We start from the raw sequence: 21,469 nt of genomic DNA on the forward strand, positions 1-21,469 counted from the left end.
TTAATTTTACCTAGAGCCTTACCGCCACCTATCATGGTATTAGTCTTGATTATCATCTAAATGAAACTTATGTAACACTCGATGCGCCACCGGGGCCAAGACTAGCCCCAATGTGGTCATAAAAACCAGGCTTGTAAACATACCGTAAAAGGCAAAAAAAATCTTGCCCGCAATACTCTGTGGCATAATGTAGGGACCAATACCATTTGCGATGAATGCGCTATTTAATGTCGCGTCATGCCAACCTATATTCTCGTCAAAGAGTATATGTCCTACCATGCCTATAAACAGGGTGAATATCACTAGCAGTACAGCGCCACCGAAGTGTAACAGTATTCGCTTTAAAAAAGCCCTAAAAGAAATCAACGGCATATTTCTCGATTCATACATTTTATATCCTCCTTGTTTCTATCTCAGAGCTACCTTGTTGTGCTCATTTTCCTCTATTCAGAGAAAAATCCAAAACTAATAATAATCCTATCTATAACCTAAATTACTCATAGATGCAGCGTAATCGTCATACAAAATAAGCATGATGACGGTAAAAATAGTGAAAATAGTACAACCCAAACAAAGCTCGATATTATGTGCTTTACTTAGTGTAGCCACTATACTGGCTAAAATTGTAGCAAATAATTTATAAAGAAATTGAGCTTTATGATTATTGTTGTGATAGTTATCAGTATGTTACCAATACACAATTTCCATTGTTACTTGTCGGATTGGCGAAGTAAAAACCAAAAGGAGGTTGTATTATTATGACTCAGATTTTCACTTTAACTTTATCCCCTTCACTAGATAGCGCAACGACGATCCCCAAAATCTACCCTGAAGGAAAATTACGTTGTACCGCACCTATTTTTGAGCCAGGAGGTGGGGGGATTAATGTTGCGCGCGCTGTTGTTTATCTTGGCGGTCAAGCAAATGCTATTTTCCCTATTGGTGGGCCTACAGGTGAACACTTGAAAAAGTTGCTGAATCAGGAAGGTGTTCATACGGAAACGCTGAAGACACAGGATTGGACTCGGCAGAACATGCATGTCCATGTAGATAATAGTGGTGAACAGTATCGCTTTGTTATGCCAGGAGCACGACTGAGTGATGCAGAATTTGATCTACTTGTGGGGCAAGTACAACATATTCCTTCAGGATCGATTCTGGTTATTAGTGGCAGTTTACCGCCAGATACTACGACTGATAAATTAATTTATCTGGTCAAGCAGGCTCAAACGATGGGGTTGCTATGTATCGTTGACAGCTCTGGTGAAGCATTAGAGGCCTGCCTGAATTTGGGAGGGTTGGCACTAGTAAAACCTAATCAGAATGAACTATCAGCTCTTATAGGGCGAGCATTGATACATCCTGATGACGTACGCGATGCAGCTCAAGAATTGGTCAAACGCGGTGCAGCTAAACGGGTTGTCGTATCGCTTGGGCCTCAGGGAGCACTTGCCGTTGATCGTGATAATTGTGTACAGATAGTTCCTCCTCCAGTGAAAAAGATGAGTACAGTCGGTGCCGGCGACAGCATGGTTGGTGCGATGACACTGAAACTTGCAGAGGGTGCTGACCTTTTTGATATTGTACGTTTTGGCGTTGCTGCCGGTAGTGCGGCGACACTTAATCTCGGCACTCGCCTTTGTTCATTAGAAGATACTCAGCGTTTGTATGACTATATTTGCGAGAATTCGAGTTATCCCACCAGCTGATAAGCTGGTTTCTCTAAATAGGGTGCTCGGACTCGGACAACCCGCGCAGCGGGATTGAACGTCGCTGGCGACGGCCCCGCAGGGGTGAGCGCTGCTTGCTGAGCGAATAATCGAACGTGTTCGATGAAGAGTCCAAACGCTAGAAAGCAAAAAACCAGCTGTTAAGCTGGTTTCTCTGAATATGGTGCCCGGACTCGGACAACCCGCGCAGCGGGATTGAACGTCGCTGGCGACGGCCCCGCAGGGGTGAGCGCTGCTTGCAGAGCGAATAATCGAACGTGTTCGATGAAGAGTCCAAACGTCAGAAAGCAAAAAACCAGCTATTAAGCTGGTTTCTCTGAATATGGTGCCCGGACTCGGACAACCCGCGCAGCGGAGTTGAACGTCGCTGGCGACGGCCCCGCAGGGGTGAGCGCTGCTTGCAGAGCGAATAATCGAACGTGTTCGATGAAGAGTCCAAACGTCAGAAAGCAAAAAACCAGCTGTTAAGCTGGTTTCTCTGAATATGGTGCCCGGACTCGGAATCGAACCAAGGACACGGGGATTTTCAATCCCCTGCTCTACCGACTGAGCTATCCGGGCAACGGGGCGCATTAAACCGTATTGGCACCAAATCGTCAATGAGTTTCTCATAGATTGGCGATCAGTTGCTCTCTTTTCATGCAAAAATAGCTAAAAAACTGTTGGGATGTTTATTTTTGCACTGTAATTCAATGTTTCATCTATTTGATTTATAGATTTTTTATTTTACAGTTTGTTAGATAACAATAGCTTAGATATTCACTAAATGTGCATTTTTATTGATTCCTAAGGGTTGAATAGCCTCCAGAAACATGCAATTATTGCGCGAATTTAGCGTTACTATTCATTCCTCTAGTCCATATCATTTCAAGAGTTTAAGCAGGAGGCGGTTATGGCAGTTTTACACTATCCAATGCATATCAAACGCCTCAGGCACTGTTTCCTCTGTGTCACTTCTACTAAGTCTCTTATCCCCTCCATGCGGTAAGGCTACTTGTTGCTCACTGTTAGGCATTATTAAAAATAGAGCTGACCTCTGATTTTACTGATGTCTATTGGTCGATGCTGAGACCAGTCCACTCATTAATTCCGGCTGTTATTTTAGCTTGGAAAAGTGCGCGTTAAAGATATCAATTTGCCGGCATCACATAAGTTTCCCCATATTGTGTGATGTCATCTATATGCCAAAGTGGCAGCCTCATACCTGACCGTTTGAGAGTAAGTGACATGACACAGTTAAAAATAGCAACAAGCGCTCGTTTGGCTTCTTATGTAGAAAGTCAGCGGGGAGTGGTATACCTCAATCAGACCGATTTTACCGATGTTGCCGCAGTGGTGATGTCGGTTGAAGATGCCAATGCCGGTCTATTGTCAAAGCTGAATGATTTGGGCTTTGCTATCCCTACTTTTGTTGCTGTTACCGCTGAACAGACGGTATCAGCGGATTACTTGCCCCTAATTAAAGGTGTCATTACCCTCGGCGAGGCAAATAAAGCATTTTACAACGCTCAGGTAGAAGCTGCTGCCAGTGAATATCAAAAAAACCTATTGCCGCCTTTTTTCTCAACATTAAAAAAATATGTTGAGATGCAAAATTCAACTTTTGCCTGCCCAGGGCATCAGGGGGGAGAGTTCTTCCGTAAGCATCCGGCTGGTCGCCAATTTTTTGAATTCTATGGCGAGACAATTTTCCGCTCAGATATGTGTAACGCCGATGTCAAATTAGGCGATTTACTGATTCATGAAGGGGCGGCAAAAGAGGCACAAAAATATGCGGCGAAGGTCTTTAATGCAGATAAAACCTATTTTGTTCTGAATGGGACTTCATCGGCTAATAAGGTTGTCACTAACGCCTTGTTGACCCGTGGTGATTTGGTGTTGTTCGATCGTAATAACCATAAATCCAACCATCATGGTGCGCTGATTCAAGCCGGGGCAACACCTGTCTATTTGGAAACAGCCCGTAACCCATTTGGATTTATTGGTGGCATTGATGCTCATTGCTTTGATGAGCGCTATTTACGCCAACAGTTGCGCGAAGTGGCACCTGAACGTGCAGATGATGCACGGCCATTCAGATTGGCAATCATCCAATTAGGTACCTATGACGGCACGGTATATAACGCGCGTCAGGTGGTTGATAGTATTGGTCATTTATGTGACTACATTTTGTTTGATTCTGCCTGGGTAGGCTACGAGCAATTTATTCCGATGATGAAGGATTTCTCGCCACTGTTGTTGGAATTAAATGAAAATGATCCTGGGATTATTGTGACTCAGTCAGTGCATAAGCAGCAGGCTGGTTTTTCACAAACGTCACAGGTGCATAAAAAAGATAACCACATCAAAGGGCAAAAACGCCACTGTAACCATAAGCGTTTTAATAATGCGTTTATGCTGCACGCATCGACCAGCCCATTCTATCCATTATTTGCGGCACTGGATGTCAACGCCAAAATACATTCTGGTGACAGTGGCCGCCGTATGTGGATGGATTGTGTAAAACTTGGTATTGAAACGCGTAAATCATTATTAGAACGCTGCTCAATGTTGCGGCCATTTATTCCACCGACAGTGGGTGGTAAGAATTGGCAAGACTACGATACTGAGATTATTGCTAATGATGCTCGCTTCTTTAATTTTGTGCCGAATGAACGTTGGCACGGATTTGAAGGTTATAACCAAGATCAATATCTGGTCGATCCTTGTAAGTTGTTGCTGACGACGCCGGGCATTGATGCCAGCAGTGGTCAATATACTAAGTTTGGTGTGCCAGCGGCAATATTGGCTACCTTCCTGCGTGAGAATGGTATTGTGCCGGAAAAATGCGATCTTAATTCGATCCTGTTCCTACTGACCCCGGCAGAGAATCCAGCCAAAATGGCGCATCTAGTTGATATGTTAGTTCAATTTGAGCGCTATATTGAACAAGATGCACTGTTGTGTGATGTATTGCCGACCATATACCGTAAGAATGAAGGACGCTATCGCGGCTATACTTTGCGTCAGTTATGCCAAGAGATGCATGACCTGTATGTCAGTTATGATGTTAAGCAATTACAAAAAGATATGTTTAGAAAAGCGGGTTTCCCGACGGTGGTCATGAACCCACAAGATGCCAATATCCAATTTGTTCGCGATAACATCGAACTGGTTCCTATTGCCGAGGCGGAAGGGCGCATTGCTGCAGAAGGGGCTTTACCTTATCCACCGGGGGTGCTGTGTGTCGTGCCTGGAGAAGTATGGGGTGGGGCAGTGCAGCGCTATTTCTTGGCGTTAGAAGAGGGCATCAACTTGTTACCCGGCTTTTCACCAGAACTGCAGGGTGTTTATATTGAAAAAGGTGATGTGGAGTGGCGGCGTATTTTTGGTTACGTCATCAAGTGATCTGAATAAAAATAGACAGCTGACGAGCATGTCGGCTGTCTCAATATAAAGATGACTATGAGGTTTATCAGTAACCGAAATAGCGTGCCAGCAAGACAGTGCCGGAAATCAGCAATAAGATATTTATTATGCGAATGAGCTGATCGCGACTGAGCCCTAAACTAATTTTATTGGCAATGACCAAGCCGACTAACATCCCCGGTACTAGCAGTAAAACCATCCATAGGATCGACAAATCCATATAGACTCCGGCCAGAGTAAATAAAATGACTCTGGTTAGGGTGCTTAGGCCGATAAGTGTCGTCTGAGTGATCCGTAAATTGTCTTTGCTGGCTATCCGTCCGGATAAATAGATGGCATAGATAAACCCGCCACTGCCAAATAATGCGCTGAAGATACCGCCAATTAGGCCAAAAGGAATGGCTGCAATAGGCTTGAATTGCCCTTGGGGTTTGCGTCGGCTAAGGGAGTAAATCGCATACAGGATGACAAATACACCCAATGCTAATAGCAAAATATCTGGCCGGGTGCGCAGCAGTACAGTCGCGCCAATCAAGCTGCCAATAATCATTAAGGGCACTAGCCGCTTAAGCTCTGCTATATCCGCGTGGCGGCTATGGCGCGCCACATTAGTAATAGCTGCAAACATATCGACAATTGCCAGTAAAGGGACAATTTTAGCCACGGGAATAAATAGTGCTAATACTGGGCTGGCAATCAGTGCAGAGCCAAATCCGGTGAGGCCAAAGATAATATAGGCGATGACCATGGTGGAGAAGATTACCACCATCTCGAAAACGGTAAGTCCGAAGTCCATTTATTCAGCCTGCCGGTGTAAGTAATGGGATTGTGGGTATGACTATAATACTTTATTGAGAATGATTGTTATTCGAATGAGCTAATTACAAAAAATGGCACAGCGAACTGTGCCATTTTTATATGACTTCTCAGTACCAACAAACTTAGTGACGGCGATAACTCTTCTGCGCGCTATTCACTTTCACCAGATAACGGCGAGACTCACCGGATGGATGTTTAGTGGTCAGCGTTTGGAATACATCTCCTGGAGCCATATTGTTGATAATATTCACCGCCTGATTCTTATCGCTGGAGAATACCCGCAACACGCTACCTGCCCCGCCATTATAAGAGGTAATGACAGCATAACGCCGTGAGGTAGCATTTTGAATGCCGCCCAAATAGGTATTTTGCAGGATTGCCAAATAAGCAGTGCCAGCATCGATATTATTTGCAGGATCAAATAGATAACTACGGCTTGGCTGACCGCTTTTACCTTTCAATTTGAAGACATCTCGCCCGGCAGTATGCTGAACAACCTGCATTAGACCCAACGCATCAGAGCCACTCACAGCATATGGGTTAAAGCTCGATTCTGTTTGCATAATAGCCAGAATCAATGACTCTTCCACCCCATATCTCTCGGCGGATTGCCGTACCAGTGGCAGATATTTATGAGCGCGCTTATCCAAATGGTTCGGTACTAATTGCAAAGTTACCGACCAGATTACATGCAATCCAGACGTGCGTTTTTGCATTTTAGTTTGCAATAAATAATCGGCGAAATGAGCTGCTCGCCATTCCCAACGAATAGGCTCGCCATTGTTATCCAGCACCTGTCCATACAGGAACGGCTCTTTACTGATCTGGATATCGTTAGCATCAGAGTAGAGATCGATCGAACCGGGATCATCACCCATCAATAATGTGGTAATAATGGCCTGACGTAAGTGAGCCGCCGGATCAGTCGTGGCAATAGTTTCAACCGTAATGGTACCGGCATCAAAGTTGATATGGCTGCGAGTTTGATATTGATCCGTATACTTCACGTAATCTTTTGGACCCGCGATTAGGACTTCTTTTAATCCCCAAATATTTTCAATGTTATGGGCAAATTGGCCCATTAAAATCTCAAAACCGTTAGTGTCTTTGATAAAGGCTTCGTTTTCTGCCTGATTTTTATTGCCTGAGCAAGACACTAATAATGGTGCAATTACCAGCAAAGCTAAAATTTTCTTCATCTTACGAGCCATATATTGATGAAAAATATCCCCGTCAACTTCAAATCGCCGGTGCGGTGTCTTTCCTTCACTTACTTCAGCCACTTATTGATATAAGCTCCTGAAGATTCGCTTTGGTGCCGCTTTCCTGCAATTTAAATGAGTTAGGGGATAACAGCGGGACCAAGAGGGCCCCGTGTAGTTACTTACTCGGCGGAGTGTAACCTTCAATGTGAACATCTTGCCCCTCGAACAAGAAATTAACCATTTCCTGTTCCAGCAATTTGCGGTCTTCTACATTCATCATGCTGAGCTTCTTCTCATTTATCAGCATGGTCTGTTTAGTTATCCATTGTGACCAAGCTTCTTTTGAGATTTCGTTATAGATACGTTTGCCGATTTCACCTGGATAGAGCTGAAAATCTTGCCCTTCAGCATCCTTCTTTAAAAACGTGCAAAAAATTGTTCTGCTCATGCTAAATCCTCTCCAAATAAAGCTGTTTGGGTAGATGGTTGGGTGCCCACTGATTACTTTGCTAGCGGTTGTTTTGCTAACTGATGCAATAAGCGTTCAACTGGGGCAGCCAAGCCTACCGACGGTGGCTGTGCTAAGTTATACCAGAGACCTGCGCCATCATCCATGCATCCACGGTTTGATGCAGTATCTAGCCACATCGGGACAATATCCAAATGGAAGTGACTGAAGGTATGGCGAAAAGCCGTTAACTGCTGCAAGTCACTTGGGGCAAGGCCCCGCTGCTGTAACCAATTATTCAGTTCTTCTTGCTCTGCAAATTGTGGGAAGCAGAATAACCCGCCCCATAACCCCACCGGTGGGCGTTGTTCGAGCCACACTCGCGCGTCGTGCTGCATCAATAGAAAATAGGCAGTTTTCTCCGGTAAGGTCTGCTTGGGTTTTTTACCCGGATAGCGCGCCCAGCTATGGTTGGCATAAGCAAGACAACCGAGGCTCAGCGGGCAAAGTTCGCACTTGGGTTTAGAGCGAGTACAGACGATAGCGCCTAAATCCATCATTGCCTGATTAAATTGGCCAACACCTTTAGCGGGAGTGACATCTTCACTGATCTGCCATAAACGGCCTTCGACATCTTTTTTACCGGGCCATCCTTCAACGGCATAGCAACGAGCCAATACTCGCTTAACATTGCCGTCTAAAATAGGGAAATGTTGCCCCAACGACAGCGATAAAATTGCTCCTGCGGTTGAGCGACCAATTCCGGGCAGCGCGAGTATTTCGTCAAACGTTGTAGGGAACTCACCCTGATGGCGTTCAACCACGGTCTGAGCTGCTTTATGCAGATTTCTGGCGCGGGCGTAATAACCCAGCCCAGTCCATAAATGTAAAACTTCATCCAGCGGTGCCGCTGCCAACGCCCGAATATCAGGGAAATGCTGCATAAAACGTTGGAAATAGGGGATGACGGTCGCAACTTGTGTTTGTTGCAACATCACTTCTGACAGCCAGACTTGATAAGGTGTTTTATCCAACTGCCATGGCAGTGTTTTGCGACCAAAGCGTTGGTACCACTCCAGCACCACGTGCGCGAATTGTTGCGCTTGCATCATAAGCAGGTATCGATATCCGGCAGATAAATAAATTAGGGCTGGATTGCAGCATAGAGTTTAGTGGCTGTAAACCGGAACTTTCCGCCTTTCCCCTTTGTACTTGAAACCACCGTGGTGTTAGCTGCACTTAATTATTCGGCCCATCCTTGGGCCTCACCTCTTTGAGGCCGCTGCAAACAGCGTTCAAATCTGCTCCCGGCAGATTTGTCACCCGAATCACTTACCTTAGTAAGCTCATCGGGACTCATTCGTGTGATTCCAATTAGTTCGGGAAACCATTTGAGTTGAAACCACCGTGGTGTTAGCGGCACTGACACCTGAATGGTGGTTTATGGGGATATATCCATTATTTACAGCTTAATTTTGTACTTCTGACGTCCATAGTTGATAAACTGGCGTATCTTTGCATAATGCGCGTTCATACACGCAACCAACAGACAGAAAGCACCATGATAAATGACGTCATATCTCCGGAATTTGATGAAAACGGCCGTGCCATGCGCCGTATTCGTAGTTTTGTCCGCCGTCAGGGGCGCCTGACCAAGGGCCAACAACTGGCGCTCGATAACTACTGGCCGGTGATGGGCGTAGAATATCAGGCAACCCCTGTTGATTTAACTGCCTTGTTTGGCCGTGAAGCCCCAGTGGTATTAGAAATCGGCTTTGGTATGGGAACCTCGCTGGTCACTATGGCGGCCAGTAATCCCCAGCAGAATTTTCTCGGTATAGAAGTTCATTCTCCGGGGGTGGGCGCTTGTCTGGCATCGGCTCACGAAGCGGGCCTAAGTAATTTGCGGATTATGTGCCACGATGCGGTTGAAGTTCTGGAAAATATGATCCCGGATGCTTCGCTGGATATGGTTCAGCTGTTTTTCCCTGACCCTTGGCACAAAGCACGCCATAATAAACGTCGTATCGTTCAGGCACCTTTTGTCGAATTAGTAAAAAGTAAACTAAAAGTGGGTGGCGTGTTCCATATGGCGACCGACTGGCAGCATTATGCGGAACATATGTTGGAAGTGATGTCCGGTGCGAATGGATACCGCAATCTTTCAGAACAGAATGATTATGTTCCTCGTCCGGACTCACGTCCGCTGACAAAATTTGAATTACGTGGCCAGCGTCTGGGACATGGCGTTTGGGATCTGATGTTTGAGAGGAAAGAATAATGGCTAAGAATCGTAGTCGTCGTTTACGCAAAAAAATGCATATCGATGAGTTTCAGGAGTTAGGTTTTTCTGTGCAGTGGACCTTCTCTGAAGGGACCAGTGTTGAAGTGATTGATAAGACTGTCGATGATTTTATCGATGAAGTCATTGAAGCTAACGGTCTGGCATTTGATGGCAGTGGCTATATGCAGTGGGAAGGTTTGATTTGCCTGCAAGAGATCGGTCATTGCACCGATGAGCACCGCGCGTTGGTGACTAAATGGCTGGAAGCTCGCAAATTGAAAAATGTAGAAACCACTGAGCTGTTTGATATCTGGTGGGATTGATCTTCCGTTTTAACGGCAGATAATCAATAAGGGCGCCTAAGCAGGCGCCTTTGTTTTTATCGGGCGCAGTTAGCGATAGCAGTTACTGGCGATTTTTGGAGAGTATCGTTGTGACAACAGGCTTAGGTGTGGCAACGGGTTTAGATAATGCTTTGCTGGCAGATATTTTGCAGCAGGTACGTCCGCTGGTTGGTCAGGGAAAAGTGGCTGACTATATTCCGGCCTTGGCCGAGATCTCGGCGGATAAGCTGGGTATTGCGGTTTGTACCTTGGATGGCACGATATTTCAGGCTGGAGATGCCGAAGAGCGTTTCTCTATCCAATCAATTTCGAAAGTATTAAGTCTGACTTTGGCTTTATCTCGTTATGCTGAGCAGGATGTGTGGCAGCGGGTAGGTAAAGAGCCCTCCGGGCAGCCTTTTAACTCATTGGTTCAGTTAGAGTTAGAAAAGGGTAAACCCCGCAATCCCTTTATTAACCCCGGGGCGCTGGTGGTGTGTGATATGTTGCAAAGCCGCTTGAGTGCCCCGAAACAGCGGATGCTGGAAGTGGTGCGCCAACTGGTGAACGACGATAGCATTAGCTACGATCCTCGCGTGGCTCGTTCAGAATTCGAACATTCAGACCGTAATGCCGCTATTGCTTATCTGATGAAGTCTTTTGGTAACTTCAACAACGATGTGTTGACGGTACTACAGACCTATTTCCATTATTGCGCTATGCGCATGAGCTGCGTCGAACTGGCCCGCTGTTTTGTCTATCTGGCAAATCAGGGGCGCAGTATTGGTGGTCATGAACCGCTGATTACGCCGATGCAAGCACGGCAAATCAATGCGCTAATGATTACCAGCGGCATGTACGATGGAGCGGGTGAATTTGCCTTCCGCGTGGGTATGCCGGGTAAATCGGGGGTCGGTGGTGGGATTATTGCTATTGTGCCCGATGAGCTCTGCATTGCGGTTTGGTCACCGGAATTAGACCGCGCAGGGAACTCTCTTGCCGGAACCGCTGCCTTAGAGCTACTGGCACAGCGGATTGGCCGCTCCATTTTTTAGGACAGCTTCCCTTCATGTCTGAGGTAAATTCTGGCAGGGTGGGGGTTAGCACGTTATAAATAGCGATAGAGCCATAGAAATATTAAATGGCGCAGCTTCTTAGGAGTTTTATGTTAGCTAAAATAAAAGCATTACGAACGATGGGTTTGGCGGTATTGATGCTGACCGCTTGGCAGGCACAAGCTGACTATCAGTGCAGTGTAAAGCCGCAGGATGATGTGATTATCAGCCCGCAATCGGTGCAAGTTGTCGGAGCCAGTGGCAATTTGCAGATTTCGCCAGACGGTGATGTTACCCGCAACGGTAAGACATTGACGCTGACTGACGCGCAGCGCCAGCAGGCTTTCCGCTACCAGACCGCGTTGCGTAAAGACCTGCCTTGGATAGATCAGGGCGCACAGCAGCGCCTTGAAAAAGCGCGAGTGTCGCTCGATAAAGTCATTGTTCAGCAACTGGGAAGCAGCAGTAATGTGCGTAACCGACTGACAACCCTGAATGACCAGCTTAAGCAGCAAATGAGCCGCATTATTGAGAAACGCAGTGATGGCTTAACGTTCCATCATCAGGCCATTGATCAAGTGGAAAAAGATGGCCGTCAATTGGTTCAGCAAAGCATGGGCGGTGTACTGCAAGACAGCCTGAATGAGATGGGTGTAAAGCAAGCAACCAGTGGCAGTGGTGGGAATAATCCATTACAGGCGATTATGGGTAATTTGGGTGGGTTACAGCAAGCTATCCAAAATGAATGGAATAATCAGGAACAGGATTTCCAGCAGTTTGGGCACGAGGTCTGTGGACGTGTGACGGCGTTGGAACAGCAGCGCAAAGATTTACTTAAAGCATTAAATTAGTCTCATGCTGCGGTAAAAACAGGTTCAGACTTAAAGAGTGTCTGAACCTGTTATTTTACTTCTCAGAGTTATAAAATCAGAGTTATAAAAACAGTTCTAACAGTGAGTTAAGGAATAACTTTCCTTTCTCGGTAATCTGCCAGTATTCCTCTGTTTCGATTAAATATTCTTTCGCTAATGCTTCGTCCAACTGCGGGCGAATGGTGCTTTCAGCTAACCCGGTAAAATGGGTGAAATCTGCACGCGGCGCAGCTTCCAGCAAACGAAAACGGTTCATAAAGAACTCGAAAGGCCGATCAGCGGCTTCCACTTCGTATTGTTTATCCAGATAGTTACCCTGCATAAAGCCGCGGGGGTGCTTAGTCTTTATGGTGCGCAAAATCCGCCCATCACTAAAGGTGATTTTACCGTGAGCACCGCAACCAATCCCCAGATAATCACCAAAGCGCCAGTAGTTAAGATTGTGCTGACATTGATAGCCCGGTTTGGCATAGGCCGAGGTTTCATATTGTTGATATCCAGCGGCACTCAGTAACTGATGGCCTTGCTGGAAAATATCCCACAGTGCATCGTCATCCGGCAGTGTCGGTGGGCGTGAACTGAAACCGGTATTAGGTTCAATAGTCAGTTGATACCAAGACAGATGAGGAGGATTCAATGCAATAGCCTGACGCAAATCGTCCAGTGCTTCCTCCAACGATTGATCCGGCAAACCGTGCATCAAATCCAAATTGAAACTGCGCAGGTTGAGTGAGGTTGCCAGTTCCGCGGCCCGTTTTGCTTCTTCAGGCCCGTGTATCCGCCCCAAGCGCGTTAACTTCTGGGCGCTAAAGCTTTGCACACCAATAGAAATACGATTGATACCGGCACGTTGATAGCCGCTAAAGCGATCCGCTTCAACCGCGCCGGGGTTGGCTTCCATGGTAATTTCAGCATCAAAAGCTACCGGCAACCGGGCACGAACACCATCAAGCAATTGCTGCATGGCTTCGGCACTGAGCAAACTGGGGGTGCCGCCGCCAATAAAAATGGTGCTGATTTCTCGGCCATCGACCAGAGGAACATCGGCATCCAAATCCGCTAGCAAGTGCTCTACATACTCCTGATGGGGGACATCACCTTTCAGGGCATGAGAGTTAAAATCACAGTAAGGACATTTTTGCACACACCAGGGAATGTGAATGTAGAGACTGAGCGGCGGTAATTTAAGCATTGCGTAGCGCATCCAACATCAATTTCAGCGCCTGACCACGATGGGAAACGGCGTGTTTCTCTTCGCGAGTTAATTCTGCGGCGGTTTTACCCAATTCAGGGACATAGAAAATTGGGTCATAACCAAATCCAGCAGCACCAGCAGGTTGGTGAGCAATCACACCCGGCCATTGACCATGAAACACCAGCGGGGTTGGGTCCGCGGCATGGCGCATGTAGACCAGCACACAGTGGAATTGCGCACCGCGTTGCTCATCTGGAATATCTTTCAAGGCGACGAGTAACTTCTCAAGATTCTCTTGGTCAGTGGCATCAATGCCAGCATAGCGGGCAGAATAGATCCCCGGTGCGCCGCCTAATGCATCGACGGCCAAACCTGAGTCATCGGCGATAGCGGGTAAACCGGTAGTTTGTGCCGCATGGCGCGCTTTTAATATGGCGTTCTCGATAAAAGTTAAGCCGGTCTCTTCGGCAGACTCAACGGCCAGTTCGGTTTGCGCGACAACATCCAAACCAAAATCGGCCAGCAAGTTTGCCAGCTCACGCACTTTGCCGGGGTTACCGGTGGCTAATACTACTTTTTGCATCGAAGGGTCCTGAATTTCATTTGGGCTGACAATCAGTCACCCAATGCTAGCGGGAAGTTTCTGTTATTCGAGCAGCGCCGCAACTTCTGGTGGGATCTGTTGCGGGTTAACGATTTTGATCTGTTTATGCCGCCCCAACTCGCCCTTTTCAATAATGACTTGGCTTTTCGCTACTTTAAACTGTTTAGCGATAAATTTGACCAAATGGGCATTAGCCTGACCATCAACGGGTGGGGCGGTGATGGCGACTTTGAGTTCATCGCCATGCAAACCGACTATCTGATCACGGCTGGCTTTCGGCTGAATATAAAGCCTGAGCGCCAGCCCGTCCAGCAAGGTTGTCACTGCACTCACAGAACGAACCAGAGCTCGCCCAGCAAATCCATACCTAAATAATTGATCAGATACAGGATTAGAATAACTACCATTGCCGAGAAATCGATACCGCCCATGGCTGGTAAAATACGACGAATGGGTGCCATTAAAGGTTCAGTTAACTGATGCAGCAGGTAGTCCATCGGGCTGCGACCTTGGCTGACCCAACTCATTAATGCACGAATAATCATTACCCAGAAAATCAGGTAACCGGCAGCCTTCACCAATGAAATCACCCCGAACAGTAAATTGTACAGGCTGACTGACATTGAGCCGCTCTGAATCAATACGAGCAGCGGATATTTAATGGTCATCAACAGGAATGCCAACAGCAAGGATGCGCTGTCAATCGGCCCCAGTGAGGGGATAATCCGGCGTAATGGGCCAACAATCGGCTGTGTAATCTTCACCACAAATTGTGAGAATGGATTGTAGAAATCGCTGTGAACCCACTGCATCCAGATGCGCAACAGCAGTACCATCACATACAGGTCAATGACCGTTTTGGCCAAAAAAGTCAGCGTTAGCATGAGTTGCTTTCGTCCTTATCCTTAATATTTTTTGGGTATACGTATAAATGAAAATGTATTCGCATACTTATAGACCCCTATCTTAACGAGAAAGTGACAGGGGGAGTGTCGGATTTTGTAAATTTTTGCTGCCGCTAGAACAGCTTTTCCATCTCTTTTGCTCGCACGATAGCAGCTTGCATGGCGCTGGCAACGGTTTCTGACAAATGTTGCTCATTAAACACCCTTATTGCCTCCGCTGTGGTTCCTCCTTTAGAGGTGACCTGCTCGCGCAAGGTCGACAGAGGCAATTGCGGGTTGGCCTCCACCAAGGCTGTGGCCCCGGAGGCGGCTTGTTGCACCAGCAAGCGGGCGGTTTCACTGTCAAAACCTAGTCGCTCAGCCTCTTGCTGCATTGCTTCCATAAACAGGAAGAAATAAGCCGGTGCACTGCCTGCGGCGGCAATTACACTATTAATGCCGTTTTCGTCATTCACCCAACAAACTTTACCAACTGAACTCATCAGCGAAGCCGTGAAATCACGATCTACCGGCGCAACCTGTTCTGGAGCATAAAGGCCACTCATGCCTTTCCCCACCAGCGATGGAGTATTGGGCATTATGCGCACCAGATTGAGGGTATTACTCCCCAATAATGCATAGAAACGTTCAACTTGTACCCCAGCTGCAATGGACAGTACCAGTTTACCGCTGAAATCGACACTCTCCTGCAAAGGCTGGCATACCGCAGCCATTAATTGAGGTTTAACCGCCAAAACCACCACTTCAGCCTTTTGTGCCTGAGCAATATTATCATCACTGCTGATGACACCAAATTCAGCAGCCAGCGCATCACGGTTTTTAGCTGAAGGTGCACAAACGCTAATCATTGCTGCCGGATAACCACCGGCAACCAAACCTGCGATAATCGCGCGCGCCATATTGCCCGCGCCAATGAATGTTATGTAGCGATGCTGCATTGAATAATTTCTCCTTTACCCTTCGTACTTGAAGCCACAGCGGCGTTAGCGGCCCTCACTAACCCGAATCACTTACCTGTGTAAGCTCATCGGGATGAGTTCGCTGGCTGCCTTGCTGCGACTCCAATTACTTTGGGTAACCTATTTATGTACTTGAAGCCACAGCGGCGTTAGCGGCTCTCACTAACCCGAATCACTTACCTGTGTAAGCTCATCGGGATGAGTTCGCTGGCTGCCTTGCTGTGACGTCAATTACTTTGGGTAACCTATTTATATACTTGAAGCCACAATGGCGTTAGCGGCTCAAAAACGGCTCAAATTACATTGGATGTTTACGCGCGGGAGCCGAAAATGGCGGTGCCAATACGCACTAACGTACTGCCAGCAGCAATGGCTGCTGCCATATCATCCGTCATACCCATGGAAAGCGTATCCATCTGAGGGTAGCTGGCTTTTAAAGTCAAGAAAGCCTGATTCATTTGCTCAAATACTGCCAGTTGTCGCTGATAATCTGTTTCTGGTGCAGGAATAGCCATTAGCCCGCGTAAATGCAGCTGAGGTAATTCACTAATACTGGCTGCGAGTGCGGGCAGTTCTGCCAAGGCAATGCCCGATTTACTTTGCTCATCACTGATATTGACTTGAATCAGTACGTTCAGCGCGGGCATCTCGCTTGGACGTTGAGCACTTAGGCGTTGGGCAATTTTGAGCCTATCGACGGTATGACACCAGGCAAAATTTTCTGCCACTAATCTGCTTTTATTGGATTGCAACGGGCCGATAAAGTGCCATTCAAGATTGTTTGCATGGAGGCTATCAGCGAAATAGTGGATTTTATCCACCCCTTCCTGCACATAATTTTCCCCAAAAGCGTATTGCCCGGCAGCGATGGCTTCTTCGATAGCTGTCACAGGTTTGGTTTTACTGACTGCAAGCAATGTCACTTCTTCTGGAGAGCGCGCGCAATTGCGTGCAGCGGTTGCGATTCGCGTTCTGACATCCTGTAGATTTTGCTCAATTGTGCTCATATGGACCCAGGAGTTTGATATGGATTTCACCTGTCAGGATGATAAAAACACCGACTCGGCTGACCCTGTATTTAGCGGTATTCCCGCCAAAAGCATTGATTTAGAAAACCCTAAACATCTCGACGATAACTTCACTGAACAGGATTTCGAAAATAAGGTGGCGAGTAGTGTAAATCATAATGCATCGGATCTGCATCTTTGTACCGGTTATCACCCGGTATTACGCATTGAGGGGGAATTGAAAACCTTCAGCCATTGGCCTCGAATCAGCGCGGGTTGGCTCAATGGGCTAAGTCGACATTTGTTGAGTGAGGCGCAACAAAATCGATTACGACATCTGGGGCAGGTTGATTGTGCCTGTACCACTGTTGCGGGGCAGCGGCTGCGGGCCAATATTTTTCAGCAACAGCAAGGGTTGTCGATAGCTTTTCGTATTATTTCAGCCAGTTGCCCATTGCTGGAGGAATTGGATGTTCCTCCCATTATTCATCAACTTATTGAGCAAGAGAATGGGCTGATTTTGGTCACGGGCGCGACGGGCAGTGGTAAATCCACCACCTTGAGTGCGATGGTCAATGCTATCAATCAGAAACAAGCACGCCATATCATCACGTTAGAAGATCCGATCGAGTTTATTCATAGCAGCAGATCTTGTTTGATCCAACAGCGCGAGCTTGGTCGCCATACCGACTCTTTTAGCAGTGCCTTAAGTGGGGCACTGCGACAAGATCCAGATATCATTTTGCTGGGGGAGCTAAGGGATCAAAAATCTATTCGATTGGCCCTGACTGCGGCTGAAACAGGGCATTTGGTGTTAGCGACATTACATACTCGCACCGCAACTCAGGCCATAGATCGGCTGGTTGATGTTTTTCCCGCAGCAGAGAAAGTGGTTATTCAGGCGCAATTAGCCGCCAGCTTACGTGGGGTGATTGCGCAAAAACTGTGTGCAAAAGCAGGTGGCGGGCGTATTGCAGTATTTGAAATCCTGACGCAAACCACTGCAGCCAGTCACTTGATTCGTGAAGGTAAAACTTATCAATTACCTACCGTGATACAAGCTGGTGGGCAATGGGGGATGCAAAGCTTTGAGCAGGGCATGGCGCAGCGGCAACAGCAGGGAGTATTTGCCAGCAGTGATAATTGTCATTAGGGCGACAATCTTGCAGGCAGCAGATGTAAATTTTGTTTAGGGTGGCTTCGGGCTGTTAGGTGCAGGGAAGTGGGGCGTGATTAAAAGCCGCTAACGGGGTAGCGGCTTTAAGTTCAAAGAGTCATTATGCGGCGGGGATCTGCTGAGTAATGCAGTGAATATTACCGCCCCCCAACAGGATCTCACGAGCAGGAACTCCGACAATCGCATAGTCAGGGAACATTTGCTGTAACAGGTCTTGTGCCAACCCATCAGTACGGCTATCGAGCAACGGGTAAATAATCTGCTGATTGCTGATCAGGAAATTGACATAAGATCCGGCCAACCGCTCACCGGCGGTACGGGGTACTGCATCACTGGACAGCACATCGAAGGTCTCTGCTTCGGTGTTATACAGTGGGCCTGGTGCGGGTAGCTTCCAGATTTTCAGCTTGCGGCCTTTGGCATCGACGGCATTGGACAGCACTTCAAAAGCCGCTACAGAACGTGCGTATTGTGGATCTTGCTGATCGTCAGTCCAATGCAAAGCCACTTCACCCGGGTGCACAAAACAGCACATATTATCGATGTGACCATCGGTCTCATCGTTATAAACGCCATCCTGTAGCCAGATGAAATGCGTGACGCCAAGATATTCACGCAGTAACTGCTCAATCTGCGCTTGATTCAAGTGTGGATTACGGTTGGGATTGAGCAAACATTCAGCCGTGGTGAGCAATGTGCCTTCACCATCGGTATGAATAGAGCCGCCCTCTAGTATCAGTGGCGCGCGGTAATGGGCATTATTCAGGAAGTCACTGACTTGAACGGCAACTTTCTCATCTTGCTGCCAGTCACTGTATAAACCGCCATTAAGGCCGCCCCAGGCATTAAATTGCCAGTCAACAGCACGGCGCTCGCCAGCCCCGTTGATAACCATGGTTGGGCCAGTATCGCGCATCCAGGCATCATCACTGGCCATTTCTACCAATGTGACACTGGCCGGCAGCGTGGTTTTTGCCTGTGTCATAAATTCGGCTGGCACGCCCATAAACACCGGCGTAGTGCGGCTGATGGCTTCTGCAACTTTGGCAAACGTCTGCTGCGCAGGAATGCCTTTGCCGCGCCAGTTATCCTGACGATATGGCCACAGCATCCAGACGGCGTCTTGTTTAGCCCATTCAGCAGGCATAAAGAAACCGTCCTGCAGTGGGGTACCAGACAGTGCCGGTGAACCTTGTAAAACCTTGTCTTGTGCCGACATAAATTATCTCCGGGTCTTGCCGTCAGAAGTGGCTAATGCTTGATACATTTCTGGGCGGCGATCGCGGAACAAGCCCCATGACGCGCGCTGGGCGGCAATTTCCTGCAAATCAAATTCGTGCACCAAAACAGCTTCGTCAGTTTTGTTGGCCTGAGCCAACAGAGCACCGGTTTGGTCAGCAATAAACGAAGAGCCATAGAAGGTCATTTCCAGACCATCGATAAATTTGCTCTTCTCGGTACCAATGCGGTTAGAGGCAATCACGGGCACCAGATTTGCCGCAGCGTGGCCTTGCTGAACGCGAGTCCAGTGCGGTTGGCTGTCGATTTCAGGATAGGCAGGCTCAGAACCAATCGCTGTTGGGTAGAAGATAACTTCCGCACCCAGCAGAGCCAGGCTGCGAGCTGTTTCAGGGAACCATTGATCCCAACAGATGCCCACGCCCACTTTAGCGTAGCGGGTTTGCCAAACTTTAAAACCGGTATCGCCGGGGATAAAGAATTGTTTTTCTTGATAAGCTGGGCCATTAGGAATGTGAGTTTTACGGTAGACATCCATAACGGTGCCATCAGCATCAATCATGACCAGTGAGTTATAATAAGCATTGTTGGCTTTCTCAAAGAAACTCAGTGGCAGTACCACTTCCAGCTCTGCTGCCAGCTTGGCAAAGTGTTGGATCAACGGGCTATTATCCAGCTCTTGGGCCAGTGCATAATGTTCCGGGCTTTGATCAATACAGAAATAAGGTGCGGCAAACAGCTCCTGAATCAAGATTATCTGTGCGCCCTTGGCATGTGCCTGACGTACCAGTTTCTCGGCATTTTCAATGTTCTTAGGCAGATCCCAGGAACAGGCCATTTGAGTCGCAGCAACAGTTACTTTTGTCATGAGAAAACCTCAATAAATGTAAAAAACACCCACGTGGGGTGCGCAATATTTTGAGCCGCTGATTGGCATTTACCTACAGAACTTGGTGTTGCGGGTAGGCGGCAAACAAACGAATCCTGATGAGCTTATTCAGGTAAATGCAGGAAACTAACAACCCCGCAGCTTCAAGTACGAAAGATATAAAGGCAGTATACAATTCCACGGGCTTGGGTGCCATGTTATGCAGGGATTGTCGGTTTAGGCCGCAGAAATGGAAAGTGGAAAATAGCCGGTGATAATATCAAATGAACCTATTCAGCCGGCTTGTTCATCAAACCAACTTTCCAGAATGATGACTGCGGAAGCCGCGTCGACACTGCCTTTATCCAGAGCACGATAGCCCCCGCTATCAAACAAATTAGCGCGTGCTTCAACAGTGCTAAGACGTTCATCCTGTAAGGCTATCTGTACACCAAATCGGCCATGCAGACGGTTAGCAAATCGACGTGCGCGCGCCGTTAGTGGCTGCTCGGTGCCATCCATATTCAATGGCAGCCCGACAACGACTAAATCTGGTTGCCACTCTTTCAGCAGTTTTTCGACTTTTTGCCAGTCCGGAGTGCCATCTTGAGCTTTAAATGATGTCAGTGCTCTGGCGGTGCCAGTGACTTCCTGACCGATGGCCACACCGATACTTTTAGTCCCAAAATCAAAGGCAACAATCGTGCGATTAGCCATCAGGCGTGTCCTGCTTGCGGAGCAATGTTAAAGATATTTATGCCCAATTTATTGGCTGCGGCTTGCCAACGTTCAGCAATAGGGGTGTGAAACAGAATTTGGGTATCTGCTTCAATGGTCAACCAGGCGTTATCCAGCAATTCCTGTTCTAATTGCCCCTGCTGCCAGCCCGCATAACCTAGTGCTACCAGCAGATTTTTAGGCTGTTCCGGTGTTCCTAACGTCTCCAATACATCTTTGGAGGTGGTTATCATGGTATCTGATGAGATAGGGATACTGGAGCCGAAACCTTCCCGTGGCGAGTGCAGGATAAACCCGCGATCTTCTGCCAGTGGGCCACCCGCCAATACCGGTTTATCCAGTCGAATTGCCGGGTCTCGTGGCGATGGGGTGATTTTCAGCTTTTTCAGCACCGTCTCTACGGTGAACTGGTCCATAGGTTTGTTAATCACCAAACCCATCGCACCCTCTTCGTTATGTTCACAGATATAGATAACTGAGCGCATAAATTGAGGGTCCTGCAGTGAAGGCATAGCTATAAGAAAATGATGCTGTAAATTCATTATATTATATAGGGGATTCGCTGAGTTAATGGATGAACTGATGTCAGTATGCGGATAAATGAGGATAAAGTCACGGGGGGAGCGCTCAGAG

The 21,469-nt window shown here is 47.4% G+C and carries 22 protein-coding genes and 1 tRNA gene; 7 read left to right on the forward strand and 16 right to left on the reverse strand.

Annotated features, from left to right (window positions below; translation table 11 throughout):
- Positions 1 to 39: 39 nt before the first annotated feature.
- Positions 40 to 390: a hypothetical protein gene (locus tag FTA96_RS18295; RefSeq protein WP_050124094.1), complete on the reverse strand. Its 351-nt coding sequence runs from the start codon at positions 388 to 390 to the stop codon at positions 40 to 42.
- Positions 391 to 758: 368 nt separating this feature from the next.
- Here FTA96_RS18295 and pfkB point away from each other — a divergent pair, with 368 nt between their 5' ends.
- Complete coding sequence (gene pfkB, locus FTA96_RS18300) at positions 759 to 1,709, forward strand: 6-phosphofructokinase II (protein WP_145574508.1); 951 nt, start codon at positions 759 to 761, stop codon at positions 1,707 to 1,709.
- 506 nt (positions 1,710 to 2,215) lie between these two features.
- On the opposite strand, the gene FTA96_RS18305 is transcribed toward pfkB, so the two are convergent.
- A tRNA-Phe gene (locus FTA96_RS18305) sits at positions 2,216 to 2,291 on the reverse strand.
- Positions 2,292 to 2,957: 666 nt separating this feature from the next.
- Between FTA96_RS18305 and speF the strand changes: the two genes are divergently transcribed.
- Positions 2,958 to 5,117 carry an ornithine decarboxylase SpeF gene (gene speF / locus FTA96_RS18310; protein ID WP_050111217.1) on the forward strand — a complete coding sequence of 720 codons (2,160 nt, stop codon included), beginning with the start codon at positions 2,958 to 2,960 and terminating at the stop codon, positions 5,115 to 5,117.
- 67 nt (positions 5,118 to 5,184) lie between these two features.
- On the opposite strand, the gene FTA96_RS18315 is transcribed toward speF, so the two are convergent.
- The 4 genes from FTA96_RS18315 to mutY form a co-directional block, all read right to left on the reverse strand.
- The gene (locus FTA96_RS18315) at positions 5,185 to 5,934 is read right to left on the reverse strand and encodes a sulfite exporter TauE/SafE family protein (protein WP_050111216.1); all 750 of its coding nucleotides are present in this window, start codon (positions 5,932 to 5,934) and stop codon (positions 5,185 to 5,187) included.
- A gap of 145 nt (positions 5,935 to 6,079) precedes the next feature.
- Positions 6,080 to 7,156 (reverse strand): membrane-bound lytic murein transglycosylase MltC, encoded by a 1,077-nt coding sequence (gene mltC / locus FTA96_RS18320; protein WP_050111220.1) that lies wholly within the window; start codon positions 7,154 to 7,156, stop codon positions 6,080 to 6,082.
- Positions 7,157 to 7,337: 181 nt separating this feature from the next.
- On the reverse strand, positions 7,338 to 7,610 hold the full coding sequence (locus tag FTA96_RS18325; protein WP_004716003.1) for an oxidative damage protection protein: 273 nt from the start codon (positions 7,608 to 7,610) through the stop codon (positions 7,338 to 7,340).
- A gap of 53 nt (positions 7,611 to 7,663) precedes the next feature.
- The gene (gene mutY / locus FTA96_RS18330) at positions 7,664 to 8,722 is read right to left on the reverse strand and encodes an A/G-specific adenine glycosylase (protein WP_186371493.1); all 1,059 of its coding nucleotides are present in this window, start codon (positions 8,720 to 8,722) and stop codon (positions 7,664 to 7,666) included.
- Positions 8,723 to 9,171: 449 nt separating this feature from the next.
- On the opposite strand from mutY, the gene trmB reads away from it, so the two are divergent.
- The 4 genes from trmB (at position 9,172) to FTA96_RS18350 (ending at position 12,123) form a co-directional block, all read left to right on the forward strand.
- Positions 9,172 to 9,891 (forward strand): tRNA (guanosine(46)-N7)-methyltransferase TrmB, encoded by a 720-nt coding sequence (gene trmB / locus FTA96_RS18335; protein ID WP_145529879.1) that lies wholly within the window; start codon positions 9,172 to 9,174, stop codon positions 9,889 to 9,891.
- On the forward strand, positions 9,891 to 10,217 hold the full coding sequence (locus FTA96_RS18340; protein ID WP_145574510.1) for a YggL family protein: 327 nt from the start codon (positions 9,891 to 9,893) through the stop codon (positions 10,215 to 10,217). Before trmB ends, FTA96_RS18340 begins: the two co-directional genes overlap by 1 nt.
- A 128-nt stretch (positions 10,218 to 10,345) precedes the next feature.
- Positions 10,346 to 11,272: a glutaminase B gene (gene glsB / locus FTA96_RS18345; RefSeq protein WP_050111218.1), complete on the forward strand. Its 927-nt coding sequence runs from the start codon at positions 10,346 to 10,348 to the stop codon at positions 11,270 to 11,272.
- Between the two features lie 110 nt (positions 11,273 to 11,382).
- On the forward strand, positions 11,383 to 12,123 hold the full coding sequence (locus FTA96_RS18350; RefSeq protein WP_145507937.1) for a YggN family protein: 741 nt from the start codon (positions 11,383 to 11,385) through the stop codon (positions 12,121 to 12,123).
- An 82-nt stretch (positions 12,124 to 12,205) separates the two neighbouring features.
- On the opposite strand, the gene hemW is transcribed toward FTA96_RS18350, so the two are convergent.
- The 6 genes from hemW to FTA96_RS18380 form a co-directional block, all read right to left on the reverse strand.
- Complete coding sequence (hemW, locus tag FTA96_RS18355; RefSeq protein WP_050111212.1) at positions 12,206 to 13,336, reverse strand: radical SAM family heme chaperone HemW; 1,131 nt, start codon at positions 13,334 to 13,336, stop codon at positions 12,206 to 12,208.
- Positions 13,329 to 13,922, reverse strand: coding sequence for an XTP/dITP diphosphatase (locus FTA96_RS18360; RefSeq protein ID WP_050111211.1), 594 nt, complete (start codon positions 13,920 to 13,922; stop codon positions 13,329 to 13,331). Before FTA96_RS18360 ends, hemW begins: the two co-directional genes overlap by 8 nt.
- Positions 13,923 to 13,985: 63 nt before the next feature.
- On the reverse strand, positions 13,986 to 14,276 hold the full coding sequence (gene yggU / locus FTA96_RS18365) for a DUF167 family protein YggU (RefSeq protein WP_050152294.1): 291 nt from the start codon (positions 14,274 to 14,276) through the stop codon (positions 13,986 to 13,988).
- Positions 14,273 to 14,827, reverse strand: a complete 555-nt coding sequence (locus FTA96_RS18370) for a YggT family protein (RefSeq protein WP_050111209.1) — start codon at positions 14,825 to 14,827, stop codon at positions 14,273 to 14,275. The genes yggU and FTA96_RS18370 overlap by 4 nt, the downstream gene beginning before the upstream one ends.
- 134 nt (positions 14,828 to 14,961) lie before the next feature.
- Positions 14,962 to 15,786, reverse strand: a complete 825-nt coding sequence (gene proC, locus FTA96_RS18375; protein ID WP_050111208.1) for a pyrroline-5-carboxylate reductase — start codon at positions 15,784 to 15,786, stop codon at positions 14,962 to 14,964.
- A gap of 332 nt (positions 15,787 to 16,118) precedes the next feature.
- Positions 16,119 to 16,814: a YggS family pyridoxal phosphate-dependent enzyme gene (locus FTA96_RS18380; protein ID WP_145574511.1), complete on the reverse strand. Its 696-nt coding sequence runs from the start codon at positions 16,812 to 16,814 to the stop codon at positions 16,119 to 16,121.
- 19 nt (positions 16,815 to 16,833) lie between these two features.
- On the opposite strand from FTA96_RS18380, the gene FTA96_RS18385 reads away from it, so the two are divergent.
- On the forward strand, positions 16,834 to 17,967 hold the full coding sequence (locus FTA96_RS18385) for a type IV pilus twitching motility protein PilT (RefSeq protein WP_186372896.1): 1,134 nt from the start codon (positions 16,834 to 16,836) through the stop codon (positions 17,965 to 17,967).
- Positions 17,968 to 18,091: 124 nt separating this feature from the next.
- Here FTA96_RS18385 and aguA read toward each other — a convergent pair whose 3' ends face one another.
- The 4 genes from aguA to FTA96_RS18405 all read right to left on the reverse strand — a co-directional run bounded on the left by aguA (position 18,092) and on the right by FTA96_RS18405 (position 21,378).
- Positions 18,092 to 19,210, reverse strand: coding sequence for an agmatine deiminase (aguA, locus tag FTA96_RS18390; RefSeq protein WP_050146618.1), 1,119 nt, complete (start codon positions 19,208 to 19,210; stop codon positions 18,092 to 18,094).
- Between the two features lie 3 nt (positions 19,211 to 19,213).
- Positions 19,214 to 20,098 (reverse strand): N-carbamoylputrescine amidase, encoded by an 885-nt coding sequence (gene aguB, locus FTA96_RS18395; protein WP_050109895.1) that lies wholly within the window; start codon positions 20,096 to 20,098, stop codon positions 19,214 to 19,216.
- A gap of 294 nt (positions 20,099 to 20,392) precedes the next feature.
- Positions 20,393 to 20,815, reverse strand: coding sequence for a Holliday junction resolvase RuvX (ruvX, locus tag FTA96_RS18400; protein ID WP_005157116.1), 423 nt, complete (start codon positions 20,813 to 20,815; stop codon positions 20,393 to 20,395).
- A complete protein-coding gene (locus tag FTA96_RS18405) occupies positions 20,815 to 21,378 on the reverse strand; it encodes a YqgE/AlgH family protein (protein ID WP_050124053.1) in 564 nt (187 codons plus the stop codon). Before FTA96_RS18405 ends, ruvX begins: the two co-directional genes overlap by 1 nt.
- Positions 21,379 to 21,469 lie beyond the last annotated feature (91 nt).

This window comes from Yersinia alsatica (assembly GCF_902170305.1).
Lineage (GTDB): Bacteria > Pseudomonadota > Gammaproteobacteria > Enterobacterales > Enterobacteriaceae > Yersinia > Yersinia alsatica.